At 68.4% G+C, this 25,042-nt stretch carries 26 protein-coding genes; 22 read left to right on the top strand and 4 right to left on the bottom strand.

The window, feature by feature from the left end:
- Positions 1–37: 37 nt before the first annotated feature.
- From ACERLL_RS02825 to ACERLL_RS02785, 9 genes are all read left to right on the top strand, one after another.
- On the top strand, positions 38–3,301 hold the full coding sequence (locus ACERLL_RS02825; protein WP_373654546.1) for an efflux RND transporter permease subunit: 3,264 nt from the start codon (positions 38–40) through the stop codon (positions 3,299–3,301).
- A 177-nt stretch (positions 3,302–3,478) separates the two neighbouring features.
- Positions 3,479–4,495, top strand: a complete 1,017-nt coding sequence (locus ACERLL_RS02820) for an ABC transporter substrate-binding protein (RefSeq protein ID WP_373654545.1) — start codon at positions 3,479–3,481, stop codon at positions 4,493–4,495.
- Positions 4,492–6,861, top strand: coding sequence for a GGDEF domain-containing protein (locus ACERLL_RS02815; protein WP_373654544.1), 2,370 nt, complete (start codon positions 4,492–4,494; stop codon positions 6,859–6,861). The genes ACERLL_RS02820 and ACERLL_RS02815 overlap by 4 nt, the downstream gene beginning before the upstream one ends.
- A 107-nt stretch (positions 6,862–6,968) precedes the next feature.
- Positions 6,969–7,817, top strand: coding sequence for a cytochrome c oxidase assembly protein (locus tag ACERLL_RS02810; protein WP_373654543.1), 849 nt, complete (start codon positions 6,969–6,971; stop codon positions 7,815–7,817).
- Between the two features lie 163 nt (positions 7,818–7,980).
- Entirely contained in the window at positions 7,981–8,622 is a 642-nt protein-coding gene (locus ACERLL_RS02805; protein WP_373654542.1) for an SCO family protein, read from the top strand.
- Complete coding sequence (locus tag ACERLL_RS02800) at positions 8,619–8,966, top strand: hypothetical protein (RefSeq protein WP_373654541.1); 348 nt, start codon at positions 8,619–8,621, stop codon at positions 8,964–8,966. The genes ACERLL_RS02805 and ACERLL_RS02800 overlap by 4 nt, the downstream gene beginning before the upstream one ends.
- A gap of 143 nt (positions 8,967–9,109) precedes the next feature.
- Positions 9,110–10,258 (top strand): hypothetical protein, encoded by a 1,149-nt coding sequence (locus ACERLL_RS02795; protein WP_373654540.1) that lies wholly within the window; start codon positions 9,110–9,112, stop codon positions 10,256–10,258.
- Between the two features lie 93 nt (positions 10,259–10,351).
- Complete coding sequence (locus ACERLL_RS02790) at positions 10,352–11,716, top strand: hypothetical protein (RefSeq protein ID WP_373654539.1); 1,365 nt, start codon at positions 10,352–10,354, stop codon at positions 11,714–11,716.
- Positions 11,713–12,486, top strand: a complete 774-nt coding sequence (locus ACERLL_RS02785) for a MipA/OmpV family protein (protein ID WP_373654538.1) — start codon at positions 11,713–11,715, stop codon at positions 12,484–12,486. Before ACERLL_RS02790 ends, ACERLL_RS02785 begins: the two co-directional genes overlap by 4 nt.
- Before the next feature lie 24 nt (positions 12,487–12,510).
- On the opposite strand, the gene ACERLL_RS02780 is transcribed toward ACERLL_RS02785, so the two are convergent.
- Both ACERLL_RS02780 and ACERLL_RS02775 read right to left on the bottom strand, forming a co-directional pair.
- A complete protein-coding gene (locus ACERLL_RS02780) occupies positions 12,511–13,305 on the bottom strand; it encodes an undecaprenyl-diphosphate phosphatase (RefSeq protein ID WP_373654537.1) in 795 nt (264 codons plus the stop codon).
- A gap of 206 nt (positions 13,306–13,511) precedes the next feature.
- The gene (locus tag ACERLL_RS02775) at positions 13,512–14,696 is read right to left on the bottom strand and encodes a class I SAM-dependent methyltransferase (RefSeq protein WP_373654536.1); all 1,185 of its coding nucleotides are present in this window, start codon (positions 14,694–14,696) and stop codon (positions 13,512–13,514) included.
- Between the two features lie 126 nt (positions 14,697–14,822).
- On the opposite strand from ACERLL_RS02775, the gene ACERLL_RS02770 reads away from it, so the two are divergent.
- On the top strand, positions 14,823–15,566 hold the full coding sequence (locus ACERLL_RS02770; protein ID WP_373654535.1) for a pteridine reductase: 744 nt from the start codon (positions 14,823–14,825) through the stop codon (positions 15,564–15,566).
- Positions 15,567–15,614: 48 nt separating this feature from the next.
- Here ACERLL_RS02770 and folK read toward each other — a convergent pair whose 3' ends face one another.
- Positions 15,615–16,130: a 2-amino-4-hydroxy-6-hydroxymethyldihydropteridine diphosphokinase gene (gene folK, locus ACERLL_RS02765; protein ID WP_373654534.1), complete on the bottom strand. Its 516-nt coding sequence runs from the start codon at positions 16,128–16,130 to the stop codon at positions 15,615–15,617.
- A gap of 16 nt (positions 16,131–16,146) precedes the next feature.
- Positions 16,147–16,503 carry a dihydroneopterin aldolase gene (folB, locus tag ACERLL_RS02760; RefSeq protein ID WP_373654533.1) on the bottom strand — a complete coding sequence of 119 codons (357 nt, stop codon included), beginning with the start codon at positions 16,501–16,503 and terminating at the stop codon, positions 16,147–16,149.
- Between the two features lie 77 nt (positions 16,504–16,580).
- Here folB and ACERLL_RS02755 point away from each other — a divergent pair, with 77 nt between their 5' ends.
- The 12 genes from ACERLL_RS02755 to ACERLL_RS02700 are packed head-to-tail and all read left to right on the top strand — an operon-like array spanning position 16,581 to position 24,944.
- Positions 16,581–17,546, top strand: a complete 966-nt coding sequence (locus tag ACERLL_RS02755) for a KpsF/GutQ family sugar-phosphate isomerase (RefSeq protein ID WP_373654532.1) — start codon at positions 16,581–16,583, stop codon at positions 17,544–17,546.
- Positions 17,543–18,100: a KdsC family phosphatase gene (locus ACERLL_RS02750; RefSeq protein WP_373654531.1), complete on the top strand. Its 558-nt coding sequence runs from the start codon at positions 17,543–17,545 to the stop codon at positions 18,098–18,100. Before ACERLL_RS02755 ends, ACERLL_RS02750 begins: the two co-directional genes overlap by 4 nt.
- 2 nt (positions 18,101–18,102) lie before the next feature.
- Positions 18,103–18,696, top strand: a complete 594-nt coding sequence (gene lptC, locus ACERLL_RS02745) for an LPS export ABC transporter periplasmic protein LptC (protein WP_373654530.1) — start codon at positions 18,103–18,105, stop codon at positions 18,694–18,696.
- A complete protein-coding gene (lptA, locus tag ACERLL_RS02740; protein WP_373654529.1) occupies positions 18,683–19,294 on the top strand; it encodes a lipopolysaccharide transport periplasmic protein LptA in 612 nt (203 codons plus the stop codon). The genes lptC and lptA overlap by 14 nt, the downstream gene beginning before the upstream one ends.
- The gene (gene lptB / locus ACERLL_RS02735) at positions 19,287–20,009 is read left to right on the top strand and encodes an LPS export ABC transporter ATP-binding protein (RefSeq protein ID WP_373654528.1); all 723 of its coding nucleotides are present in this window, start codon (positions 19,287–19,289) and stop codon (positions 20,007–20,009) included. The genes lptA and lptB overlap by 8 nt, the downstream gene beginning before the upstream one ends.
- Positions 20,010–20,012: 3 nt before the next feature.
- Positions 20,013–21,485: an RNA polymerase factor sigma-54 gene (locus ACERLL_RS02730; RefSeq protein ID WP_373654527.1), complete on the top strand. Its 1,473-nt coding sequence runs from the start codon at positions 20,013–20,015 to the stop codon at positions 21,483–21,485.
- Between the two features lie 57 nt (positions 21,486–21,542).
- Positions 21,543–21,881 (top strand): ribosome hibernation-promoting factor, HPF/YfiA family, encoded by a 339-nt coding sequence (hpf, locus tag ACERLL_RS02725; RefSeq protein WP_373654526.1) that lies wholly within the window; start codon positions 21,543–21,545, stop codon positions 21,879–21,881.
- On the top strand, positions 21,847–22,392 hold the full coding sequence (gene ptsN, locus ACERLL_RS02720; protein ID WP_373654525.1) for a PTS IIA-like nitrogen regulatory protein PtsN: 546 nt from the start codon (positions 21,847–21,849) through the stop codon (positions 22,390–22,392). Before hpf ends, ptsN begins: the two co-directional genes overlap by 35 nt.
- On the top strand, positions 22,389–23,360 hold the full coding sequence (hprK, locus tag ACERLL_RS02715) for an HPr(Ser) kinase/phosphatase (RefSeq protein ID WP_373654524.1): 972 nt from the start codon (positions 22,389–22,391) through the stop codon (positions 23,358–23,360). Before ptsN ends, hprK begins: the two co-directional genes overlap by 4 nt.
- Complete coding sequence (gene rapZ / locus ACERLL_RS02710; RefSeq protein ID WP_373654523.1) at positions 23,351–24,250, top strand: RNase adapter RapZ; 900 nt, start codon at positions 23,351–23,353, stop codon at positions 24,248–24,250. The genes hprK and rapZ overlap by 10 nt, the downstream gene beginning before the upstream one ends.
- A gap of 8 nt (positions 24,251–24,258) precedes the next feature.
- Positions 24,259–24,678 carry a PTS sugar transporter subunit IIA gene (locus tag ACERLL_RS02705; RefSeq protein ID WP_373654522.1) on the top strand — a complete coding sequence of 140 codons (420 nt, stop codon included), beginning with the start codon at positions 24,259–24,261 and terminating at the stop codon, positions 24,676–24,678.
- A complete protein-coding gene (locus ACERLL_RS02700; RefSeq protein WP_373654521.1) occupies positions 24,675–24,944 on the top strand; it encodes an HPr family phosphocarrier protein in 270 nt (89 codons plus the stop codon). The genes ACERLL_RS02705 and ACERLL_RS02700 overlap by 4 nt, the downstream gene beginning before the upstream one ends.
- The last annotated feature ends 98 nt before the right edge of the window (positions 24,945–25,042 follow it).

Raw genomic sequence — 25,042 nt, 5'->3', positions numbered from 1 at the left:
GGGCCGCAACGGGCAGCCACGGAGCCAAGGAAGAGCCATGGCCGAGCACAACTACGGGATCGCCGGACGGATCGCGAACGCGTTCATGCGGGCCCGCATCACGCCCCTGCTGGGCGTCATCGCCCTGCTGGCGGGGGCGCTGGCGGTGGTCCTGACACCGCGCGAGGAGGAGCCGCAGATCAAGGTGCCCCTCGTGGACATCTTCATCCCCTTCCCCGGCGCCTCCGCGGAGGAGGTGGAATCCCTGGTGGCCACGCCTGCGGAGCAGGTCATCTCCGAGATCAAGGGGGCGGAGTACGTCTACTCCGCCTCGCGGCCGGGCATGGCCATCGTCACCGTGCGCTTCGAGGTGGGCACGGAGCGCACCGAGGCCCTGGTGGACACCTACAACCAGGTGATGGCCAACCGCGACTGGATCCCACGCGCCGTTGGCGTGGGCGAGCCCATCGTCAAGCCCAAGAGCATCAACGACGTGCCGGTGGTGAGCCTGACCCTGTTCTCCGACAAGTACACCGCCTACGAGCTGCGCCAAGTGGCCCACACCGTGGAGGCGGAGCTCAAGAAGGTGGAGAACACCGCCGACGTCTACACCATCGGCGGTCCGGACCACAGCGTCCGGATCCAGCTGGCGCCCGACAAGATGGCGGAGTTCGGTGTCAGCCCGGGGGCCATCCGCGAGGCCCTCCTGGTCTCCAACAGCTCGCTGCCTTCGGGCCAGCTCACCCGGAACAACGACTCCGTTCTGGTGCAGACGGGGACCTTTCTGTCCACCGTGGACGAGGTGCGCAACCTCGTGGTGGGGGTGCACGAGCAGGCCCCCGTCTATCTGAAGGACGTGGCCGGGGTTTCCGAGGGGCCCGAGGACCCGGAGCAGTACGTCTGGATGGGGGCCGGACCCGCCGGCGCGCAGAAAGGTCTGGAGCCCGGCACCCGCAGCCCGGCAGTCACCGTGGCGGTGGCCAAGAAGAAGGGCACCAACGCCGTGGAGGTGGCCGACGCGGTGGTGAACCGCTTCGAGGAGATCAACGGCCACATCGTCCCCGAGAACGTCCGGTACACGGTCACCCGGGACTACGGCTACACCGCCAATCACAAGGCCAACGAGCTGCTGTTCCACCTGGCCCTGGCCACCATCTCGGTGGTGGTGTTCATCGGCCTGGCCCTGGGCCGCAAGGAGGGCTTGGTGGTGCTGGTGGTCATTCCCATCACGCTGGGCCTGACCCTGTTCGCCTCCTACATGTGGGGCTTCACCATCAACCGGGTGTCGCTGTTCGCCCTGATCTTCTCCATCGGCATCCTGGTGGACGACGCCATCGTGGTGGTGGAGAACATCCACCGACACCACATGCTCGGCGAGCGGTCGCTGGAAACCGCCACCCCATTCGCCGTGGACGAGGTGGGCAACCCCACCATCCTGGCCACCTTCACCGTCATCGCCGCCCTGCTGCCCATGGCGTTCGTCACCGGGCTGATGGGTCCCTACATGAGCCCCATCCCCATCAACGCTTCCTTCGCCATGTTCTTCTCCCTGCTGGTGGCGTTCATCATCACGCCGTGGATGGCCTACCTGCTGCTCAAGCGCAGTGGCGGGGGCGAGGGATCCCCGGCGGGGCACCACGCGGAGGACCAGGGAGCCGAGCAGTCGGGGGGCGAGGGCTGGACCTTCCGCTTCTACCGCTGGTTCCTGACGCCGTTCTTCGACAGCCGCGGCAAGCGCTGGGCCATGTTCGGCGTGGTGCTGGTGCTCATGGGGGCAGCCATGTCGCTGGCCTATTTCAAGCTGGTGACCCTCAAGATGCTGCCCTTCGACAACAAGTCGGAGCTTCAGGTGGTGGTGGACATGCCGGAGGGCACGGCCCTGGAGGCCACCGCGCAAGTGGCCCAGGAGCTGGGCAGGCACCTCTCCACGGTGCCCGAGGTCACCGATTATCAAGAGTACGTGGGCGTCCACTCACCCATCAACTTCAACGGCCTCGTCCGGCAGTACTACCTGCGCGAGGCACCGCACATGGCGGATATCCAGGTAAACCTGGCCCACAAGGAGCACCGCGAGCGCTCCAGCCACGAGATCGCCCTGGAGATCCGCGATACGCTGCACAAGATCGGAAACAAGTACGGCGCCAACGTGAAGATCGTCGAGGTGCCGCCGGGACCGCCGGTGCTCGCTCCCCTGGTGGCCGAGATCTATGGCCCCTCTTACGAGGGCCAGCTCGACGTGGCGAAGCAGGTCAAGGAGCGCTTCAAGCAGGTGGAGACGGTCACCGACGTGGATACCACCGTGGAGGCCAAGGCGAAGAAGCTGCGCCTGGTGGTGGACAAGGAGAAGGCGGCGCGCGCCGGCGTCTCCGAACAGCGCATCGTCCAGGCCATCCACATGGCCCTGAAAGGCGAGGACATCTCGGCGCTGCACCGCGACGACCAGAAGTACCCCCTGCTGATCCGCGCCGAGCTGCCGCAGAAGGACAAGGCGCGCATCGAGTCCCTTCTGGAGATGCGCGTGCAGTCCCGCGAGGGTCGGCTGGTGCCGCTGGCGGAGCTGGTGACTCCGGTGGAGACCACCCGCGACCAGACCATCTACCACAAGAACCTGAAGCCGGTGGTCTACGTCACGGGCGACAAGGCCCGACCCAACGACAGCCCCCTCTACGGGCTCTACTACATCTGGAAGAGCCTGCAGGAGGAGCCCATCGACCAGGGCTACACCATCCCGCAGCTGTTCACCCAGCAGCCGGAGCAGGAGTACAAATACGCCCTCAAGTGGGACGGCGAGGCGCAGGTCACCTATGAGACCTTCCGCGACATGGGCGCCGCCTACGCGGTGGGCCTGGTGCTGATCTATCTGCTCATCGTCGGCCAGTTCCGCAGCTACCTGGTGCCCGTGATCATCATGGCGCCCATCCCGCTGACGGTGGTGGGGGTGATGCCCGGACACGCCCTGTTCGGGGCCCACTTCACCGCCACCTCCATGATCGGCATGATCGCCCTGGGCGGCATCATCGTCCGCAACTCCATCCTGCTGGTGGACTTCATCAACCAGGAGACGGCCCAAGGGGTGGACTTCAAGGAGGCGGTGATCCGAGCCGGCGCCGTCCGCCTGCGGCCCATCGTGCTCACTGCCGCGGCGGCCATGGTGGGCGCCTTCGTGATCCTGTTCGATCCCATCTTCCAGGGACTGGCGATCTCGCTGCTGTTCGGCATCGCCGCTTCCACGCTGCTGACGCTGGTGGTGATCCCGGTTATGTATTACGCCTTCATGCGCAAGCGCATGGACCGGGTAATGGAGGCGGGCCGCGGGGCATGAGGCCCCGGGCCCGCGGTTCCGGGCAAAGCACCCGGAGCGCATGACCCGGGTCTTCGCTCGGCGCTGTGCCGCAATGCACACGCCCCTTTGCGCATTGCGGATTCGCTTTTGCTATAGTTTGGGTAACCTTGACTCCGCGCGGCGCCGGGGGACGCCGCATGGTTAGGATCACCCGGAATGCCCGCAGCCGCACTCTTCCCTCCCGGTCGCCGTGCCTATCCGAGGCGCGCCTCTCCGTGGCTTCTCATGCTCCTGCTGGTGGTGCTCGGCGGCTGCCAGAAGGCCGAAGATCCCCTTCGCATAGGCATCAATCCCTGGCCCGGCTATGATTACCTCTATCTCGCCGCCCAGAAGGGCTGGTTCCGGGAGGCGGGCGTGGCGGTGGACCTGGTGGAGTTCACCTCGCTCGGGGACAGCCGACGGGCCTTCGAGCGCGGCCAGACCGACGTCCTGGGCGGCACGGTGGTGGAGCTGCTCCTGATGAGCCACCACTCCGAACGGCGGCCCCGGGCCTTCTATGCCGTGAACTGGTCCCGGGGCGCGGACGAGATCCTGGCCCGGGCGCCGATCCGGTCGGTGCGCGACCTGGAAGGCAAGCGGGTGGGGGTGGAGCCCGCCTCCCTGGACCTGCTGGTGCTTGCCGTTGCCCTGGAACGGAACGGCCTGCCCTTCTCGGCCGTGGAGCGGGTGCCTATGCCCCAAGCGGAGATGCCGGCGGCCCTGGCCAAGGACCGCATCCAGGCCGCCGTCACCTACCCGCCCGCCTCGCTGGACATCCTGCAGCGGGTCCGCTCGCGGAGCATTTTCAGCACCGCGGAGGCCCCCCATACGGTCCTCGATCTTCTGATCACCGATGTCCGGATCCTGGAGAACCGGCCGGAGGACCTGGTCCGCGTGGTGCGCACCTTCCAGCGCGCCCTCCGCTATGCGGAAGCCCACCCCGATGAGGCGCATGGCATCATGGCGCGCCGCGAGGGCCTGCCGCCCTCCGGTCTGCGCCGCCTGCTGGAAGGCCTCGAAGTCCTCGGCCTGGCGGAGCAAAAGGAAATCTGGGCGCCGGGCGGACCGGTTCCCACCAACCTGGCGCGCTCCGCGGCCATCCTGCGGGCCGCGCACCAGCTCGACGGAGAAACCCCGGAGGTGGCGAACCTCCTCGACGCCCGCATCATACGGCGGGCGGCGGAGAACCGATGACCGGCGTGCGGCAGTGGTATCGACGCTCGCTGCACCTCAAGCTCCTGGTCCCCACCCTGCTGGCCGGGCTGGTGCTGGCGCTGGTCTGCGGCTTCGGGCTGTATGCGCTGTTCAAGAGCCACGCCAAGGAGGAAATGGCCAGCTGGGCCATCCGGATCGCCGACGCGGTGAACTACGCCAGCGAGTCCAGCCCGACCACGTCGGAGCTGGAGCGGTTCGTCACCGCCCTGGGCGCTGAGCCGGACATCGAGGAGATCGTGGTAGCCGCCGGCGACCCGCTGCGGGTGATCGCCGCCACCCGAATGGCCTGGTGGCGCCATCCGCTGCGGGAGGTCCCCGACGGCCGAATCCGCGACCAGATCCGGGCGGCGCTGGAGCGCGGCGCCCATTCCCGCTGGCGGGACGGCGGCCGCTCCCTGACGGCGGCGGTACCGCTGCACATCCACCGCCCGAAGATGGATCTGGCCCGGTTATCCACCGGGGCCGTCTACGTGGCCCTGGACAGCCGGGGGGAGCTTGCCGCGCAGAAAACCCACGCCCTGTTCGCCGGGCTCGCCCTGGGCGGATCCATTCTCCTGCTCACGATCATCGGCTACGCGGTACTCCGGAACCGGGTCATCCAGCCCGTATGGGCCATCCATCGGACACTGGAAGACCGCCGCGCCGGCAATCAACAGCCCTACGCGCCGGTTGCCTCCGACGACGAGCTCGGGGCGCTGGCGCGAGCCACCAACGATCTGCTGGACGCCCAGGACGAGCGCACGTCCCTCTATCGGCAGATGTTTCAGAACCATCCGGCCGTGAAGCTCCTCATCTCCCCCGAAGGATCGGGCACCATTACCGACGCCAACCACGCCGCCGCCCGTTTCTACGGCTACGCCATCGAGGAGCTGCGGGGCATGCCCCTGGGCCGGATCAACACCCTCCCGCCGGACCAGCTCAGCCGCAATCTGCAGCGGGTACGCGTGGAGCCCGATTTCCGGGTGCAGGTCCAGCACGCCCTGGCGAGCGGCGAGGTACGCGACGTGGAGGTGCACTCCGGCCCCATCCATGTGGGCGGCCTGGAGTACCTGTACTCCATCATCCACGACGTCACCGAGGAGAACCGCTCCCGCCGGCAGCTGGAGATCTACCACCAGGTCTTCCGGAACCTGCCCGTGGGGGTGTTCCGCAACACGCCGGGCGTGGACGGCCGCTTCCTGGAGCTCAACCCGGCCATGGTGGCGATCTTCGACGCCTCCTCCCTCGAGGAGCTGGCCCGCCATCCCGTGGCCGACCTCTATCAGGACCCCGCCGAACGGGAGCTCTTCAGCCGGCAGCTCCTGGAAAAGGGCTCCGTGCAGCGCGAGGAGGTGCGGATGCGCTCCTTGCGGGGCCGGCCCATCTGGGCGGCGGTGACCGCCTATCGGCACCGGGATCCCGACGGCACCATCTACTTCGACGGGACCATGGAGGACATCACTACCCGCAAGGAAGCGGAGATGGCCCGCGACCGGCTCATCCAGATCCTGGAGGCCACCCCCGACTTCGTGGCCACCTCCGATCTGGAAGGGCGCCCCCTATATCGCAACCGGGGCGGCTGGCGCATGCTCGGGCTCTCCCCGAATACCCCCCTGGAGGAAGCGCCCCGCGACGACATCCACCCCGACTGGGCGCTGCACCGTATCCAGGAGGCGGGCATCCCCACCGCCATCCGCGAGGGCTACTGGGAAGGCGAGACGGCCCTGCTCGACACGGCGGGGCGGGAGATCCCCGTGTCCCAGGTGATCGTAGCCCACTACGGGCCGGACGGCGAGGCGGAGCGGCTGTCCACCATCATGCGCGACATCAGCGAGCGCAAGGCGCTAGAGTCGGAGCTCCAGCGCCAGGCCACCCACGACCGCCTCACCGGCCTGTTCAACCGCCATCATTTCGAGGCGCTGCTCAGCGACGAGATCCAGCGTGCCGAGCGCTATGCCAACCCCTTCTCCCTGGTGATGTTCGACATCGATCACTTCAAGCGCGTCAATGACACCCACGGCCACCCCGTGGGCGACCGGGTCCTCTGCCAGGTGGCGGATACGGTGCAGGAGCGCCTGCGCCAGACGGACATCCTGGCCCGCTGGGGCGGCGAGGAGTTCCTGGCCCTGCTTCCCGGCACCCCGCTTCCGGGCGCCGCCGAGCTGGCGGAATACCTCCGCCGCGCCATCGCCGACACGGAGACGCTGCCGGGTATCCCGGCCACCATCAGCCTGGGCGTGGCCGAATTCCGAGTCGGCGAGTCCTGGACCACCCTGCTCAAGCGCGTGGATGATGCGCTATACCGGGCCAAGACCGGCGGCCGCAACCGGGTGGAGACGGCCCGGGAGCCGGATACCACGGCCTGAGCGGGAATCCGCCCGCCGGCTCTCCGGTCTCAGAATCGGGCCCCTTGCCCGCGGCGCGCCCGCGGGGCATGCTGGCAACGGCCATCGGCTTCGGGATCCCTAGCACCATGAGCGCGGTAGTCGGCTTCCTGGCTCCCTACGAATTCTCCCCAACGGTTCTGGCGCTCACCGTCACGGCGGGCGCCCTGTTCCTGCGCGGCATGCTCGTCCGCCGGCGCCGGGGCGGGCGCACCGGGTTCTGGCGCGCCGCGTCCTTCTTCCTGGGTCTGGGGCTCACTTACGTCATGCTCCAGACCCAGCTGGACTACCTCGCCCAGCACATGTTCTGGATCCACCGGGGCCAGCACCTGGTTCTGCACCACGTGGGACCGGTGCTCATGGTGCTGGCGCTGCCGCACGAGATCCTGGGCGAGGGCCTGCCGGAAGGGCGGCTCAAGCAGGCCCTGCGCCGATTCTGGCGCCATCCGATCACCCGGCGGATTTACGGCGCCGTGCAGCACCCCATTACGGCCTCCCTGCTGTTCGTGGGCCTGATCTACCTGTGGCTCTATCCGCCGGTCCATTTCGACGCCATGCTGAGCGTTCCCCTGTACAAGGCCATGAACTGGAGCATGGTGGTGGACGGCCTGCTGTTCTGGTGGCTGGCGGTGGACCCGCGCTCCCCGGCCCGCGGCGGATTGGGCTTCGGCACGCGGATCATCATGCTGTGGGTCATCATGCTCCCCCAGATCGCCATCGGCGCCTACATCAGTCTGAGCAACGGCGTGCTGTTCGACATCTACGAGGTCTGTGGCCGGGCCTGGCCCATTTCGCCCCTGCTGGATCAGCAGATCGGCGGCCTCCTTACCTGGATTCCGGCGGCCATGATGAGCGTGGTGGTGGGCCTGATCGTGCTGCGCATGTGGATGCGGGAGAACAACCAGGCGCACCTGGAGGCCGCCGGCTCCGAAGCCTGAATACACGCCGAACCGCCGGGCACGCGCGGTACGCCTGGAAAGGAACGGAGCGCATCCACGGATGGCGCGGACGAACGCAGATAAAAAGGCCGGAGGGGTTATGCGTATGGATGAATGCCGTTTTTTCCTTGGCGTCCTTGGCGGTGATCCCAGGAGCTGAACCGTGAAAAAGGCGCGCATCCAAGGCCCCCTTTTCCCTCGGCTGCGCGGAGCGGCCTGGCTCCTGCTGGCGGCCCTGCTGCTGACCGGCTGCAGCGGCGACGGCCCCTGGCGCCTCAAGGACATCTCCGGGCTCATGCCGCGCCTGGCCTTCACCATGACGAGCCACACCGGCGAGACCGTGCACGGCAGCGATTTCCGGGGCAAGGTGACCCTGGTCTATTTCGGCTTCACGCACTGCCCGGACGTCTGTCCGGCCACCCTGGCCACCGTGCGGCAGGCGCTCGACCGGCTGGACGTAGGGGCCGACCGGGTGCGGGTGCTGTTCGTCACCGTGGACCCCGCCCGGGACACCCGGGAGGTGCTGCGCTCCTACGTCAACGCCTTCGGACCCCGGTTCGTGGGGCTGCGCGGCAGCGAGGACCGGCTGGAAGCCCTGGCCAAGCGCTACCGGGTCGCATACGGCCACGGCGAGCCCGACCGCCACGGCAGTTACGACGTCTCCCACAGCAGCGGCCTGTTCGTCTTCGACAGGCGCGGCTACCCCAGACTGCTGGCCCTCCCCGACGACGAGGCTCCGGCCCTGGCCCACGATCTCCGGCACTTGTTGGAAAGCGGCGGGGGCACGGAGGTGGCGGGGCGATGACCAGCGACCGGCCGCTGTTGCTCGCGGCCCTGCTGCTGACGGCGGGGCTGATCCGGCCCGCGCCGGCGGGCGCCGAGGCCGGATGGACGGACTATGGCTACGTTCAGGAGTTCCGCCCCACCACCGCCGGCCGGTTCCTGTTCCGGCTGCCGGTGAAGGAGAACCCCTCCGGCTGCTCCGAGAAAGAATGGTTCTTCCGCGACCACACGGGGCCGGGAGCGGAGCACATCTTCCGCATCCTGCTCAGGTCGGTGGAGGACAACCTGCCCGTCCGCGTGCATGTCACCGGAACCTGCGACCACAATGGCTATTCGGCCGTCAACGCCGCCGCCGTAGCCCCTTAGCCCCCGCCGGCCGTCCCGCATGCCCCAGGAGATTCCTTGCCGGTCCCCGGACTCACCCGAAGTGACCCGGGCCCGGATGCTGCCGCAGGCTGGGAATCCTCCCCGCTCGGGGGCTTCGTACCCGAAATCGCCGGGAATTCCATATGGCAGCCCATCTCACCCTGGGTCTGGTTCCCGCTCCGGGGCTCTCCGAAAAGCTCGCCTGCAAGCTCGCGGAAGCATTACCCGAGCTGCTCCGCTCGGAAGTGGACGGGAACGTCTCCTGGGAGGTGACCGTCCGCACCGACCCCCTCACCGGGAGCGACATCGAGGCCCCGGACCTCCTCACCCAATGCCGGAAGCGGAAAGAGGAGGAAGGATGGGATCTGGCCCTGTTCCTCACCGATCTGCCCATCCTGCGGGACCGCCGGGTGGTGGTGGCCACCGAGAGCCAGGCACAGGGAACCGGGGGATTCTCCCTACCTGCCCTGGGCGCCTTGCACCTGTATGCCCGCGCCCGGGAAACGGCCCTGCAGCTCATCCGGGGCATCCACGGCATGGAGCGCGAGCGGGATGCCGGATCCGCGGCAACGCCACGGAGCGGACCGGGGCGCCCGTTTCAGCTGTACCGGGGACCGCTCAGCCAGCGGGTAGCCCCCATCCGCCAGCATGCCCAGATCCAGCACGGGGACTCCGATTTCGGCGGCGACGTGGAGTACACCTCCCCCAAATGGCCGGCGCTGTTGCGGATCCTGCCCGGCATGGTACGGAACAACTCCCCCTGGAACCTGTTTCCGAGCTTCCGGGGCGTGTTCGCCGCGGCCTTTGCCACCGGGGCCTACGTGCTGTTCTTCACCAGTATGTACCAGGTAAGCGCCACCCTCGGCGGGACCCGCCTTTTGGCCTTGATGCTGCTGTCCCTGGGCGGCATCACCGTCTGGACCATCATCGCGCACAACCTGTGGGAGCGGGACCGCTACAGACGGAGCACCCGCGAGCTCACCATGCTGTACAACGCCGCCACGCTGCTGACCATGTCCACGGCGGCGGTCATGTCCTATGCTGCCCTGTACGGCCTTCTGCTGGTGGCGGGCGCCATGTTCGTCCCTCGGGAGGTCTTCCAGTCCTCGATGCGGATGGTGGTGGAAGGTTACTCGGTGGGCTGGGGCGACTATTTCACCCTGGCCTGGATGGCCACCTCGCTGGCCACCATCGGCGGTGCCCTGGGCACCGGCCTGGAGGACGAGGAGAACGTGCGGCAGGCGGCCTTCGGCTACCGCCAGCGGAAAAGGACCCAATCGGAGTCCACCTGATGCGGGGCCCGCCCGGAAGGACAGGGATGACGGCTTCCCGGCCCTGGGCCATACTCCATACTCGGCATTTCCTTCCCGCCATCCGGAACCTCTATGGACGCTGAAACCTCCAACCGGGAATACCCCCCGAAGGGAGACCGGGCCGCCGCGGGCCTGCCCGGCGCCTCTGCGCGCGCCGAGCACCGGCTACGGGAGGCCGGCATCGACCCGGACCGGCTCTCCATTTTCCATCTGGGCCTGCCCCCGGGGACGCTGCGCCCGCCCTATCCCCGCTGGGCCCGGCGGATGGCCCTCGGCATCGCCCTGTGGGGGGCCCTGTACTTCGGCGACCTGGCCGGGCTGGCGCTGCCCCGCTGGGCCGTCGCGGCCGGTGCCCTGGCCGCCGGGCTACTGCTCTTGCAGTCAGCCTGCGAGGCCTTCGTGGTGGGTACGCAACGCCTGGCCGCGCGCCTGGAATGGGACCACTACGTGGCCGGAACCGTGAGCGAGATCCTGTCCACCATTCCCGAGCTCGCGGCAATCGGTTTCCTGATTCCGGTGAGTCCGGCCGCCGCCTTCACCCTGGCCCTGATCACCATCTACCTGAACACCCTGGTCTTTAGCCTGTATTCCTATTTCCTGCCCAAGGACACCCGGGGCAAGTACCTCATGCCGCGCCCCATCACCGAGGCGGGTGCCCAGCTGCTCACGGCCGGGGCGGCGATGGGGCTGATCCTGGGGCTGGTCATGCTGAGCCTGAGCGTGAACGGCCACGCCAAGGCCGCCTTCGCCCCGGCGGATCTGGCCATCGTGGCCGCAGTACTCCTGGGCGTCTTCGGGGTGTACGTCTACAAGCTGCTCGAGGAGTACGCGCGCGAGGAGACGGCGGTGCGGGAAGCCCTCGACCTTTCGGAAACCGAGGTGGCCCGGCGGCGGGATCTGGCCTACCGGGGCGTGGGCCGCGGAACCCTGCCGGTGATCGGCTGGCTGTTGCTGGTGGGGGTGGTCGGTGCCTTCCTGGGCGGCGAGCGGGTGGCCGCCTTCGCCGAGGTAGCCATGACGGATTTCCGCTTCAATCCGCTCCTGACCGCCCTGATCCTGGCCGGTTTCGCGGGTATGAGCGAATACGTGATTCTCTGGCAGGCCCACCGCAAGGGCGAATATGGCATCGCCCTGGCCAACGCCTTCGGCGGCATCACCCAGGTGATGTTCCTGGTGCTGCCCCTGACGCTGTTGGCCATCGCCATCTATCAGGGATGGGTCGGCCATCCGGCCCTGCCGCTCGACTTCGGCCTGTCCAACACCTTTCTGCTGCTGTTCCTGTTCCCCACCTTCTTCGTACTTTTGGAGCTCCTCGAGGAGGACCACACGTTGGGACTGCTTGATACCACCATCATGACCGCCATCGTCGCCCTGCTGCTGTTGGTGCTCGTCACCTACGGGACCTCTTCCGGAACCGCTTCGGGGGGCGGCGGATGAGCGCGTTTCTGGTCCTTCTTTCCCTGCTCGCCTTCCTCGCACCGGGCATTTCCATCGCCCAGCCGCCGCCGAAGCGCCCCCCGGTAATGATCGGGGCGGGGGTGGTGGCCTCTCCGTCCCCCTACGAAGGGGTGCGCCGGAACCTCACGCCCGTCCCCCTGCTCAACGTGAACCTGGGGCGGTTCAGCTTCCGGGGCATCCAGGCCCGGTACCGCCTCTGGGGCGACCGGAGGCTCAACCTTGCGGCCGTGCTCCAGCCCCGCTTCCAGAGCTATGAAGGGGGCGACAGCCGGGCCCTGGAGGGCATGGCGGACCGCCGGAAGACGGCAGAGGCGGGGCTGGAGCTCACCCGGCGGCTGGGGCGGTGGCGGTTGCAGGTGCAGGGCGTGACGGACCTGCTCGGCCGCCACCAGGGGCAGGAGGCCTCCGCCCAGCTCGGCTACCGCCTAGGCGGACGCCGGTTCACCTTGTCTCCCGGGGCTGGGGTGGAATGGGCGAGCGACCGCTTCGTGGACTACTACTACGGGGTCCGACCCGGGGAAGCCCGGGCGGGACGCCCGGCCTATTCCGGGCAGGACGCCTGGAGCCCCTTCGTGGCCCTGGTGGCCCGGGTCCGTCTCACCGGCCGCTGGGGGGCATTCACCTACCTGCGCCACAGCTGGCTGGACGAGCCTGTCACCGATAGCCCCATCGTCGACCGCGCCACTGTCTACAGCGGCGTGGTGGCGGTGAGCTACGCCTTCGGTGGAGGTTCCGGGGAGGGGAAATAGGGGAAGCACGGCGGTTCGCCCTTTTCAGAACACCGCCAGAAGCAGCCCCCCCAGGGCGATCCGGTAGAGCACGAAGGGGCCCATGCCGATGCGGCGGATGAAGGCCAGGAAGGCCCAGATGCAGAGGTAGGCGGAGACGGCGCTGGCCAGGAAGCCGGTGGCCAGCAGGGGAAGGGGCTGACGAGCCTCGCCCTCGATGATATCCACCACGTCGAGGCCGCCGGCCAGCACGATCACCGGGATGGCCAGCAGGAAGGAGAAACGGGCGCTGGCCTCCCGGGTCCACCCCACCGCCAGGCCGGCGGTCATGGTGATGCCGGAGCGGGAGGTGCCGGGGATCAGCGCCAGGGCCTGGGCGAAGCCGATCACCACCACGTCCTTCCAGGTGAGCTGGCGCTCGGTGCGGACCCGGCGTCCCCGGGCATCCGCTGCCCACAGCAGCACGCCGAATCCGATCAGGGCCCAGGCCAGCACGTGGGGATCGCGCATGGCGCCCTCCACCACATCCTTGAAGGCCAGGCCCGCCAGACCCACCGGAATGGTGGCGAGCAGCACCGCCCAGGCCAGCCGGGCCTCGCCCTCCAACCGCCGCGTCACCACCGACCGGCCCCAGTCGCGCGCCATGGCGGTGATATCCGTGCGGAAGTAGATCATCACCGCCGCCAGCGACCCCACGTGCACCGCCACGTCGAAGCCCAGCCCCTGATCGGGCCAGCCCACCAGGGCCGGAAACAGGATCAGATGCGCGGAGCTGGAGATAGGCAGCCATTCGGTGATGCCCTGGAGCAGCGCCAGCACCAGGGCCTGGAGGTAGGTCATGGAGTCCCCTTTGCGTCAAAAGACGGCAAAAAACGCCAAGGAGCCAAGAAACCAGGGAAAGCGGATAACCTAACGGGAAAAGCAGCCAACCTTTTCAATAGGGGCGGCCAATCACCTCCCCCCTTATCCTTACTTCCGGTGCTGCCTATTCAGGGGTTTGATCCTGCCGTTTTTCCTTGGCGTATCTTGGCGGTTTCTGTTCTCTCCTACAGCTCCCCGGCCCGGTCGCCCTGGCGGAAGCCCGGAAAGGGCCCCTCCACCCCGCGCACCAGCAGCAGGGCCTTGAAGGACTCGCCCATGCCCTGGGGCAGAGTGAGCTGCTTGAGCGCGGTGGCGAGCTGGAGCTGTTCCTCGTCGCTCACGCCGCCCGCCCCGAGGTAGGACTCCACACGGTGCGTGAGCCCCAGATTGATGAGGAACTGGGCCTGGGTGGCGAATCCCCCCAGCTCCAGACCGGCGCCGGCGGAGGCGCCCGCCACCGCGGAAAAATCCACGTGGGCGGTGATGTCCTGGACCCCCGGCAGGTAGAAGGGATCATCGTGGGCACGGTGGCGGAAATGGCACATGAGGGTTCCGCGGGCCCGCCCGGGGCTGTAGAGCTCGGCGGCCGGGTGACCGTAGTCGATGAGCAGCACGCCGCCCCGCTCCAGGCTCTCCGCCGCCTGCACCGTCCAGGCCGGCGCCTCCAGATTGACCTCGGTCTCCATGCCCGCCGGCAAACCGTCCAGGCTCCCGATCGCATCGGCGATGCGTGGGTCGCTCACCGGGCCCTCCCGCCACTGGAAGCCGCCCGAGTCGTTCGGAGCCACGTGGAGCTCCTTGAGGCCTTCCTCAGTGATGCGCACCCGGTGCACCGGCAGGCTGTCCAGCAGCTCGTTGGCCACCACCACCCCACGCCAGGCCTCGGCGGGGAAATCCTCCAGCCACTCCACCCGGTCCATGAGGTGGGGCAGGGTGCGCTCCAGGGTGCGGCGCTGGCGTTCCTTCAGGTCCGGACTCACCTCCAGGATCCGGTAGCGCTCCGGGAGGTTGCCCAGGCGCTCCAGCTCCGCCAGGAGCTGCGTGGCGAGGGCGCCGCTTCCGGCCCCAGCCTCCAGAACGTCGCCACCACCGCAGCGCGCCAGCAGGTCCACCACCTGGCCCGCCACCGTGTATCCGAAAAAGGGCGTCAGCTCGGGGGCGGTCACGAAATCGCCTCCGCGGCCCAGGCGCTCGCGTCCGCCCACGTAATAGCCCAGGCCGGGCTCGTAGAGCGCCGTGCGCATGAACCGGTCGAAGGGGATCGCGCCGCCGCTAGCGGCCATGCGGTCGCGCAGGACGGCGGCGACGGACTCCGCCCGCTCGCGCTCCGCGTCGTTGGGCTCGGGGAGAGCGGATTCAGTAAATTCCATGGATATCCTCGACGGGCAGGGGCGTTCCCTGCTTGGCTACCGGGGAAGGGCGTTATACTAGCAGCCACGGGGCCTCGGGTCCCTCGGGAACCGCCCGGCCCGTCAACGCGCAGCAAGGAGCCCCCCATGGCCGATGGCGATCTTGCCGGTCATGTGGCCCTGGTCACCGGGGCCGCCCACCGCCTGGGCCGGGCCACCGCCCGGCACCTGCACGCGGCCGGGGCGGACGTGGCCATCCACTATCACAGCAGCCGCGCCGCGGCGGAGGCCCTGGCGGAGGAGCTGGAGGCGCAGGGGCCGGGAAGGGCGCGCGTCTTCGGCTGCGCCCTGGAGGAGACCGCCAACCTCGGCCCCCTGGTGGAGGCGGTGGTGGCTGCCTTCGGCGGCCTGGACATCCTGGTGAACAACGCCGCCCGCTTCTATCCCACGCCCCTGAAGGAGGCGAGCGAGCCCGCCTGGGACGAGCTGCTGGACACCAACCTCAAGGCGCCCTTCTTCCTGGCCCAGGCGGCCCAGGAGCACCTGGAGGCCCGGGGCGGGGCGATCATCAACCTGGCCGATGTCCACGCCGAGCGGCCCCTGGAGCACCACCCCGTCTATTCCGTCTCCAAGGCCGGCGTGGTGATGCTGACCCGGGCCCTGGCCAAGGAGATGGGCCCGCGGGTGCGCGTCAACGCCGTGGCGCCGGGCGCGGCCCTGTGGCCGGACGCGGGCAAGAGCGAGAGCGACAAGGAGGCGCTGCTGCGCCATACGGCCCTGGGCCGGGCGGGCGGCGAGGAGCCCGTGGCCGAGGCGGTGCACTACCTGGCGCGCGCCGACTACGTTACCGGGCAGGTGCTCAGCGTCGACGGCGGGCGGCTGCTGTATTGAGCCGGTAGCGGCCTCCGCCCGGGTAGCTCCCTCGCGGCGGCAGCGGGCTCAGCAGGGCAGGTCCAGCTCCACCCGCCGCATGCCGGCTTCGGCCTCCGCGGGGAAGGACGCCCAGAGCGCGCCGAAGGTCCGCTCCTCGCCCGGAATCCGGCCCTGGGCATCCAGATCGGCCAGCGGCTTGGCGACGAAGGGGTACTCGGCCACGTCGCGGCGGGGCAGCTCCACCGGCTCCCGGGTCACGCGGTCGCCGTAGAGCAGCAGGTCCAGGTCCAGGGTACGACTGGAGAAGGACTTTTCCTTGGGGCCTTCGCCGGGCTCGGGGCGCTCCCGCCCGAACCGCGCCTCGACGGCGCGGAGGCGCTCCAGCACCCCCTCCAGGGAGCGCTCGGTCTCCAGCCGCGCCACCAGATTCAGGAAGGGCGGTCCCTCGAAGCCCACGGGCTCGGTCCGGTAAACGGGCGAGCAGACCACCCCGGAGAATTCCGTGCGCAGGGCCTCCACGCCAGCGGGCACGTGGACCTCCGGGTCCAGGTTGCTACCGATGCCGACATAGGCGATAGTCATGGGGCCTGGATCCGGTTCAGGGGCATTGGCCGCGCTCCACTTCCACGCCGACGTCGCGGGCATCGCTCAGGGCCCCGGGCTTGTGCAGCCGCAGATGCACCCAGGGGACGCCGAACTCCTCGAGCACCGTTTCGGCCACGCGCTCCGCGGCCGTTTCCACCAGCTGGAACTCGCCCTCCACCAGCACGGCGGAGACGCGCTTGGAGAGGGCCTTGTAGTCCACGGCCTCCGTTACCTGGTCCGTGGCCGCGGCGGCGGCGCAATCCACGGCCACCTCCAGATCCACCGACAGGGTCTGGCGGATTCGCCGCTCCCAATCGAAAATACCGATCACCGCGCTGACGCGTAGATCGGTAACGAAAACCTTATCCATGGGCATCCCGAAACCGGTCTTGATCCGTCCTCACTCTACGGTCAGGATTCCGACCCTGCAAGCACAGGTGGTAATGCATGAGCCGAGCCCTTGAGAACGCGCGTCGCACCCTCGCCATCGAGGCCGACGCCATCCGTGCCACGGAGGAGAACCTCGACGGCGCCTTCGAGCGGGCGGTGGAGCTGATCCTCGCCTCCCACGGCCGGGTGGTGGTCACGGGCATGGGCAAGTCGGGCCTCATCGGCCGCAAGATCGCCGCCACCCTGGCCAGCACCGGCACCCCCGCCTTCTTCATGCACCCCGCGGAGGGCAGCCACGGCGATCTCGGCATGGTCACCCGCCAGGACGTGGTGGTGGCCATCTCCTCCTCCGGGGAGACCCAGGAGGTGGTCTCCCTGCTGCCGCTGCTGCAGCGCCTAAAGGTGCCCCTCGTGGCCATGGTGGGCCGCGCCGACTCGACCCTGGGCAGCCGGGCGGATTCGGTGCTGGACATCAGCGTGGAGACGGAGGCCTGCCCCATGAATCTGGCGCCCACCGCCTCCACCACGGTAACCCTGGCCCTGGGCGACGCCCTGGCCGTGGCGCTGCTGGAGGAGCGCGGCTTCACCCCGGAGGATTTCGCCCGCTTCCATCCGGGGGGAAGCCTGGGCAAGCGACTCCTGCTGCACATCCGCGACCTCATGCACACCGGCGACGACGTCCCGCGGGTGGGCACCGGCGCCTCCATGCGCGAGGCCCTGCTGGAGATGACCTCCAAGCGGCTGGGCATGACCGCCGTGGAGGACGGCGAGGGCCGACTGGTGGGCCTGATCACCGACGGCGACCTGCGCCGCGCACTCGATGAAGAGATGGACCTCCTGGCCACCACCGCCGGCGAGGCCATGACCCCGAGCCCCTTCACCATCGGGCCGGACGAGCTGGCCGCCCGCGGCCTGCAGTTCATGGAGGAGAAGGCTATCAACGGCCTGCTGGTGGTGGACGAGGGGCATCGCGTGGTGGGCGCCCTGAACATGCACGATTTCCTGCGGGCGGGCGTAATATGAGCGGCCTGCACCCCCTCAGCCCCACGGAGGTGGACGCCCGGGCCGCGGCGGTGGAGCTGCTGGTCCTGGACGTGGACGGCGTGCTCACTGACGGCGGCATCCTCATGGACGACGACGGCCGGGAGCTGAAGCGGTTCCACGTGCGCGACGGCCATGGCATCAAGCTCCTGCAGCACTACGGCGTTCCGGTGGCGGTCATCACCGGGCGCACCTCCGGGGTGGTGGCCAAGCGCGCCGAGGAGCTGGGCATCGCGTACGTCTACCAGGGATACCGGCGCAAGGAGCCGGCCTTTCAGGCGCTCCTCGAGCAGGTTAATGTGGCGGCCGCCGCGGTGGCCATGGTGGGAGACGACGTGGTGGACCTTCCCATCATGGTCCAGGCGGGACTGACCGTAACGGTGCCCAATGCCCACTCCCTGGTGCGCCGGCGGGCCCACTGGTGCACCCACAGCGCCGGCGGCCACGGGGCCGTCCGCGAGGTCACGGACCGGCTCCTGCGGGCCAAGGGGCTCGAGGAGCGGATCCTGGCGGACTACCTGACCCCCGGCTCCTGACCGTGTCCGCCGCACGTACCGGCCGGATAAGGCCTCCGGGGGGGCGGCCCTTCCTGCTGACCCTGGCGGTGGCGGTGGCCGTTGGCCTGGGGGTGGCCCTGCTCTGGCAGGACCGCGAGGAAGGCCCCGCCGCCGTTGAGGAGGCGGGGCCCGTGGTGGACGTGGAGGCCTGGTCGGTGCGGCTGCGCCAGCGGGCCACCGACGGCGACCAGTGGTGGCTGAACGCCGACCATGCCGCCCATTTCCCGGAGCACGGCTACACCCGGCTCCGGACGGTGCACCTGGAAGTGAGCAGGCCCTCCGGCCCGCCCCTGACCGTGCGCTCCCGAACGGGGCGGGTTGCGGACGATAGCAACCAGGTCACGCTGAAGGGCGATGTCCGGGTGACGGATCCGGAGGGGTATCGCATGACCACCAAGACCCTGCACTATTTCCCCGATGAACAGCGGGCGAGGACCAACGATCCGGTGCGGGTTACCGCGGAATTCGGAACCGCCGACGGTATCGGCGCCACCGTATGGACCGACGAACGGCGCGTGGAGATTCATGAACAGGTCAATACCACCTTCTGGAAGATCCCGCGTGGCTCCGGCTGAGCGCCTCCGCCGGCTGTTCGCGCTCCTGGGCCTCGCCGTGCTCCCGCTGACCCTCTGCGCCGCGCCGGCCGCCGCCCAGGAGGCGCCCGCGCAGCAGGGCGGCCAGTCCGGGGACGGCCAGGCTCAGGAGCCCCCGCTGGTGGTGGAATCGGACGAGATGCTCATCCGGGACGCCCGGAAGCAGGCGGTCTATACCGGCAACGTGGTGGCCACCAAGGGCGACATGGTCCTGCACGCCCGCAAGGTGGTGGTGGACTACAGCGAGGGCGGCCTGCGCACGGTCCACGCCTACGGCGCCCCGGTGACCATGGACCGGGGGGAGCGCCACGGCGAGGCCCGGGAGGCCATCTACGACGCCCGCAAGCGAACCGTTCTGCTGATCGGCGAGGCCTTCCTGGAGGAAGGGCCCAATTCCCTGAAGGGGGCCCGCATCCGCTACTTCATGGGCGAGCAGCGCACGGAGGTCTATAGCGGCGACCAGGAGGACGGTCAGGGAAGGGCCCGTGCGATCTTCCAGCCGGGCAGCGAGCCGGGTCCGCAACAGCCCGGCGCCTCCGACCAACCGAGCCAGCCAGACGACACCCCGGCCGATGAATAAGCTCGAAGCCACGAGTCTGACCAAGCAGTACAAAGGCCGGGCAGTGGTCTCGGGTGTTGACCTGTCCCTGCGCCCGGGTGAGATCGTGGGTCTCCTCGGCCCCAACGGGGCCGGCAAGACCACCAGCTTCTACATGATCGTCGGTCTGGTTCGTCCGGACGACGGGGCCATTACCCTGGACGGCGACGATATCACCGAGCTGCCCATGTACCGGCGGGCCCGGCTCGGCATCGGCTATCTCCCCCAGGAGGCCTCGGTCTTCCGCCGCTTGACGGTGGAGCAGAACCTGCTGGCCATCCTGGAGACCCTGAACCTGACACGGGCGCAGATGGAGGAGCGCCTGGAGAACCTGCTCCAGGAGCTGGGCGTGGCGCATGTCCGCCACCAGAAGGGCCAGTCCCTGTCCGGCGGCGAGCGCCGGCGCGTGGAGATCGCCCGGGCGCTCACCACCGAGCCCAAATTCATACTCCTCGACGAGCCCTTCGCCGGGGTGGATCCCATCGCTGTCCGGGATATACAGCACATCATCCACCAACTGGAGGAACGGGGAATCGGCGTCCTAATAACGGACCATAACGTCCGCGAAACGCTCGGTATCTGCCACCGGGCCTACATCCTTTCCGAAGGCACCGTGCTGACGTCCGGCCAACCAGACGCTATCATTGGTGATGAACGAGTCAGGCGCGTCTATCTGGGTGAACACTTCCATTTGTAGGTTATGAAACCAGCCCTCGAACTAAAGGTCTCCCAGCAGCTAAAGATGACCCCGCAGCTGCGGCAGGCCATCCATTTGCTGCAGCTATCGCGTCTCGAACTGGATCAGGAGATCCGCGAAACGCTCGAAGAAAACCCGCTTCTCGAGGAGGTCACTCCCGGAAACGAAGAGGAATTCGAAGCCGAAGCCGATTCGGAGCCCTACTCCTCGCTGGAGGTGGCCGACCGGACGTCCGAGCCCGAGAAGGCCACCAGCGACCACGGCCCGGAGGATACGGTGGACACCGACTGGGACGCGGGCGTGGCGCCCGACTCCCCCGCCCTCTCCGGCTCCGGCTCCGGTACGGGCGAAGAGGATGAGCTGCCCGGGTTCGAGGCGCGCAACTCCGCGCCCGAGACCCTCGGCGACCACCTGCTGTGGCAGATCCACATGGCTCCCCTCTCCGAGGGCGACCGGGCCATCGCCGAGGCCCTGGTCTCGGGGGTCAGCGACGAGGGCTATCAGACCGCGACCCTGGCCGAGGTGGCCGAGGCCCTGGAGGTGCCCGAGGAGGACGTCCACGCCGTGCACGTCTGGGTCATGCATCTGGATCCGGTGGGCGTGGGCGCGCGGGACCTGGCGGAATGCCTCGGGGCCCAGCTCGACCTCCTGGACAAGGATACGCCCGGATTGGCCACCGCCCGGGAGGTGGTCCGCCACCACCTGGAGGCCCTGGGCAAGCACGACCTCAAGGGCATCCGCAAGGCCGTGGGCGTGGAGGAGGAGGAGCTGGACACCGCCGTGGCGCTGATCCGGACCCTCAACCCCCGGCCCGGTTCGGTGATCGGCGGCGAGGCGGCCCCCACGGTGCTGCCGGACGTCCTGGTGTACCACCGCGGCGGCCGCTGGCACGTGGAGCTGAACGCCGAGGCCATTCCGCGCCTGCGCATCAATGCCGCCTATTCGGACCTGGTGCGCGGCAACGGTGCCGACCAGGAAGCCCGAAAGTACGTGCGCGACCACCTGCAACAGGCGCGCTGGTTCATCAAGAGCCTGGCGAGCCGCAACGAGACCCTGCTCAAGGTGGCCACGGCCATCGTGGAGCGCCAGCAGGGCTTTCTGGAGCACGGGCCCACCGCCATGCGTCCCATGGTCCTGCGCGACATCGCCGATGCCGTGGAGCTGCACGAATCCACCGTTTCCCGGGTGACCACCCAGAAATATATGCATACCCCGCAAGGGGTCTTCGAGCTCAAGTATTTCTTCTCCAGCCAGCTGGGCACCACGGATGGCGAAGGGGTCTCCGCCACCGCGATCCGGGCCATGCTCCAGCGCCTGGTGGACGAGGAGGAGCCCGGCAAGCCCTACAGCGACGCCAAGCTGGCCGAGATCCTCGAGGAGCAAGGCTTCCAGGTGGCCCGCCGGACGGTGGTGAAATACCGGCAGGCGCTCGGGATCCCCTCCTCCAGCCAACGGCGCCGCATGATGCGGCGCTGAATCGGGGCTTTCCCCGCCTGGGCGTTTTTTGAGCCCGGCCCACGCCGGAGGTTGCAAATGCAGCTAGATGTCAGTGGTCAAAACATTGAGATCACCGATTCCCTCCATGAGTACGTTCGCGAGAAAGTGGACCGGGTGAAGCGCCACATGGATCATGTCACGGTGGCGCATGTGGTGCTCTCGGTGGAGAAGTTCCGCAATTCCGCGGAGATCACACTTACCGCGAGCGGCGCCACCCTGCACGCCGACGCGGAAGACAAGGACATGTATGCGGCAATCGATGCGATGGCCGACAAGATCGACCGGCAGGCCCGCCGATACCAAGGGAAAGTCAAAGACCACCACCAGCGTGAAGCCCGCGATGCCAAGGAACAGCCCCCCGAACCAACCGAGTAACGCGGCGGCGGACGGCTCCGGGGGGAGCGCGCCCCGGGAGCCCATCCGGGTACGCGACCTCCTGAGCCCGGGCCGGGTTCGGACGGACCTGAGCGCGTCCAGCAAGAAGAGCCTGCTGGACCAGCTTGCGGAGGAGTTCCACGCCGACCGGCCCGACCTGGACGAGCGGGAGGTCTTCCAGACCCTGTTGCGCCGGGAGCAGCTCGGCTCCACGGCGGTTGGCCACGGTGTGGCCCTTCCCCACGGGCGCCTGTCGGACCTGGACCGGCCCATCGGCGCCTTTTCCCGGCTGGAGCAGCCCACGGATTTCGACGCCCTGGACGATCAGCCGGTATCCCTGGTATTCGCCCTGCTGGTCCCCAACGAGGAGAACGACCAGCATCTGCAGGTGCTTTCCCGTCTGGCCCGGATGCTCGACGACAGCGGCTTCCGGGATCGGCTGCTGGAGGCTTCCGGAAACGACCTGTACGACCTGCTGGTGGGCAAGGACGAGGAACTGGCGGGTTCGTGAGCGCTTCCACCATAACCGTTGAAGAGGTCTTCAACGCCCAGGCCGAGACCCTTGGCCTGGAATGGGTGGCCGCCCGCGGCGCCGGCGGCCACCAGATCGACTCCGAAATGGTTCAGAAGCCGTCCCTGGCCCTCGCCGGCCAGCTGGACTTCGTCTATCCCAACCGCCTGCAGGTCTTCGGACGGGCAGAGATCACCTTCCTGAACAAGATGGATCCGGAACGGCGCGCCGAGGTCCTGGAGGGACTGTTCGCCAAGGGCCTGTCCGCCCTGATGGTGAGCGACAGCGGCCAGCAGCATCTGCCCGAGGAGCTCGCGGCGGCGGCCGAGGAGCACGAAACGCCGCTCCTCCTCGCCCACCTTTCCAGCCCACAGCTGGTGCACCACCTCCACCACTACCTGAGCCGGGTCCTCGCCGACCGCACCACCGTCCACGGCGTGTTCCTGGACGTGATGGGCCTGGGCACCCTGCTCACCGGGCCGAGCGGCGTGGGCAAGAGCGAGGTGGCCCTTGAGCTCCTGACCCGAGGGCACCATCTCATTGCCGATGACGCCCCCGAATTCGCCGCAGAGGTCCCGGGCATGCTGGTGGGACGCAGCCCCGAGCTGCTCCGGGACCATATGGAGGTCCGGGGGCTGGGCATTCTCAACATCCGCCAGCTGTTCGGCCCGGCCACCATCGTCGCCAGCAAGCGCCTGCGTCTCATCATCCACTTCAAGCGGGTCCAGGGGGACGACCTCTCCCAGATCGACCGGCTCCAGCAGGAGCAGGACACCCAGTCGATCCTAGGCGTGGAGATTCCCCGGGTGGTGCTTCCGGTAAGCCCGGGGCGCAACTTGGCGGTGATGGTGGAGGTGGCCGTGCAGAGTTATTTTCACAAGGCATCGGGGTTCAACCCGGAGAAGGACTTCCGGGAGCGGCTGCGCAAGCGCCTTATCGAGGACGACCGGGGCGGTGAATGGAACTGATCGTCGTCAGCGGCATATCCGGCTCCGGAAAATCCAGCGCCATCCATGCCCTGGAGGATGCCGGCTATTATTGCGTCGACAACCTGCCGCCGGACCTGCTCTGCGAGCTGGCCCGGGTCCTGGCCTCGGGCCCCCAGCCCGTGAACAAGGCGGCGGTAGGCATGGACGTACGCACCCGCGCCCATCTGGAGGATCTGCCCCAGGCCCTGCAGCGGCTGGAGCAGGAAGCCTTCCTCGATATCCGCGGGCTTTTCTTGGAGGCCAATGAGGCCAGCCTGCTGCGGCGCTTCAGCGAGACGCGCCGCCGCCACCCCCTGGCGGAAGGCGGTCACAGCCTGCCGGAGGCCATTAAGCTGGAACGCCGGCACCTCGCGCCGCTGGCGGAAACGGCGGACTGCATCCTGGATACCAGCGCCATTTCCGTGCATACCCTGCGGCGCCGGGTGCAGGATTTCGCTTCCGGCGGGGTGGGCGGCCGGCCGCTGACCCTGTTGTTCCAGTCCTTCGGCTTCAAGCACGGCATACCGATGGACAGCGACCTGCTTTTCGACATACGCTTCCTACCCAATCCGAATTACGAGCCCGGACTGGCCGAATTGACGGGTCAGGACCAGGCGGTCATCGACTATCTGGAGGCCCAGCCCGAGCTCGAACGCCGCCTCTCGGATATCCACCGGATACTGGCGGATTGGGTGCCTTCCTACGCGGAAGAGCCGCGCAGTTATCTGACCGTCTCCATCGGCTGTACCGGAGGCCGCCACCGTTCCGTGTTCATGGTGGAGCGGCTGGCCAAGCTCTTCGACGACCGGGCTCCCCATGTGCTGGTACGCCACCGGGAGCTGGGCGCCACGCAGCCGGTGGGACGCCAACCGGGTGCTACGACCGAATGACACCGCCCATGGCTGGAATTCTGATAATCGCGCATCAGTATCTTGCCCATGAGATGATCCGGGCCGCCCAGCACATCATGGGCCGTGAAGAGCCCGCCCTCGCCGGCGTGGACATCGGCCCGGAGTCCCCCTACGAGGAGGCCCGCGAGCGCATCCTCGCCGCGCTCGACGAGGTACGCACGGAGGACGGCACCATCATCCTCACGGACATGTACGGCGGCACCCCCGCCAACCTGGGAATGGACTTCCTCGACCCGGGCCGGGTGGAGGTGATCGCGGGCGTTAATCTACCCATGCTGGTCCGCCTGCTCACCTACCGCTCCCGCCCCCTGGAGGAGCAGGTCCAGAAGGCCCTGGAGGGGGGCTGGGAAGGGATCGTGCTCGGCCGCAGCCGATCGCTGCAGTACTCGCCGCCGGGGCGTCCATGATCCAACGCCAGCTCGATATCATAAACAAGCTGGGCCTGCATGCGCGGGCGGCCTCCAAGCTGGTCTCCCTGGCCTCCTCCTACGAATCGGAGGTCAACCTGAGCCGCGACGGCCAGACGGTCTCCGGCAAGAGCATCATGGGGGTCATGATGCTCGGGGCCAGCCGTGGCACGGAGCTCGAGCTGACCGTAGAGGGGCCGGACGAGGAAGCCGCCGCCGAGGCCATCTCCGAGCTGGTGGAGGACCGGTTCGGCGAGGGGGAATGAATAAGAAAGGGCTGAAAACGTCGCCCGGTGGAACCCTTGATAAAGGCAGCCCCATCGGGTACGTCTCGCCCCGAAATATCGGAATGACCGGGTTTGTA

The organism is Thiohalorhabdus sp. Cl-TMA, assembly GCF_041821045.1.
Classification (GTDB): domain Bacteria; phylum Pseudomonadota; class Gammaproteobacteria; order Thiohalorhabdales; family Thiohalorhabdaceae; genus Thiohalorhabdus; species Thiohalorhabdus methylotropha.
The sequence above is the reverse complement of the archived record's forward strand: the minus strand, read 5'-3'. Positions and strand labels throughout refer to the sequence as shown.

Coding starts and splice junctions, on each gene's coding strand:
- ACERLL_RS02825 (WP_373654546.1), top strand. CDS start 38: ATGGCCGAGCACAACTACGGGATCGCCGGACGGATCGCGAACGCGTTC.
- ACERLL_RS02820 (WP_373654545.1), top strand. CDS start 3,479: ATGCCCGCAGCCGCACTCTTCCCTCCCGGTCGCCGTGCCTATCCGAGG.
- ACERLL_RS02815 (WP_373654544.1), top strand. CDS start 4,492: ATGACCGGCGTGCGGCAGTGGTATCGACGCTCGCTGCACCTCAAGCTC.
- ACERLL_RS02810 (WP_373654543.1), top strand. CDS start 6,969: ATGAGCGCGGTAGTCGGCTTCCTGGCTCCCTACGAATTCTCCCCAACG.
- ACERLL_RS02800 (WP_373654541.1), top strand. CDS start 8,619: ATGACCAGCGACCGGCCGCTGTTGCTCGCGGCCCTGCTGCTGACGGCG.
- ACERLL_RS02795 (WP_373654540.1), top strand. CDS start 9,110: ATGGCAGCCCATCTCACCCTGGGTCTGGTTCCCGCTCCGGGGCTCTCC.
- ACERLL_RS02790 (WP_373654539.1), top strand. CDS start 10,352: ATGGACGCTGAAACCTCCAACCGGGAATACCCCCCGAAGGGAGACCGG.
- ACERLL_RS02785 (WP_373654538.1), top strand. CDS start 11,713: ATGAGCGCGTTTCTGGTCCTTCTTTCCCTGCTCGCCTTCCTCGCACCG.
- ACERLL_RS02780 (WP_373654537.1), bottom strand. CDS start 13,305: ATGACCTACCTCCAGGCCCTGGTGCTGGCGCTGCTCCAGGGCATCACC.
- ACERLL_RS02775 (WP_373654536.1), bottom strand. CDS start 14,696: ATGGAATTTACTGAATCCGCTCTCCCCGAGCCCAACGACGCGGAGCGC.
- ACERLL_RS02770 (WP_373654535.1), top strand. CDS start 14,823: ATGGCCGATGGCGATCTTGCCGGTCATGTGGCCCTGGTCACCGGGGCC.
- folK (WP_373654534.1), bottom strand. CDS start 16,130: ATGACTATCGCCTATGTCGGCATCGGTAGCAACCTGGACCCGGAGGTC.
- folB (WP_373654533.1), bottom strand. CDS start 16,503: ATGGATAAGGTTTTCGTTACCGATCTACGCGTCAGCGCGGTGATCGGT.
- ACERLL_RS02755 (WP_373654532.1), top strand. CDS start 16,581: ATGAGCCGAGCCCTTGAGAACGCGCGTCGCACCCTCGCCATCGAGGCC.
- ACERLL_RS02750 (WP_373654531.1), top strand. CDS start 17,543: ATGAGCGGCCTGCACCCCCTCAGCCCCACGGAGGTGGACGCCCGGGCC.
- lptB (WP_373654528.1), top strand. CDS start 19,287: ATGAATAAGCTCGAAGCCACGAGTCTGACCAAGCAGTACAAAGGCCGG.
- ACERLL_RS02730 (WP_373654527.1), top strand. CDS start 20,013: ATGAAACCAGCCCTCGAACTAAAGGTCTCCCAGCAGCTAAAGATGACC.
- hpf (WP_373654526.1), top strand. CDS start 21,543: ATGCAGCTAGATGTCAGTGGTCAAAACATTGAGATCACCGATTCCCTC.
- ptsN (WP_373654525.1), top strand. CDS start 21,847: ATGCCAAGGAACAGCCCCCCGAACCAACCGAGTAACGCGGCGGCGGAC.
- rapZ (WP_373654523.1), top strand. CDS start 23,351: ATGGAACTGATCGTCGTCAGCGGCATATCCGGCTCCGGAAAATCCAGC.
- ACERLL_RS02705 (WP_373654522.1), top strand. CDS start 24,259: ATGGCTGGAATTCTGATAATCGCGCATCAGTATCTTGCCCATGAGATG.
- ACERLL_RS02700 (WP_373654521.1), top strand. CDS start 24,675: ATGATCCAACGCCAGCTCGATATCATAAACAAGCTGGGCCTGCATGCG.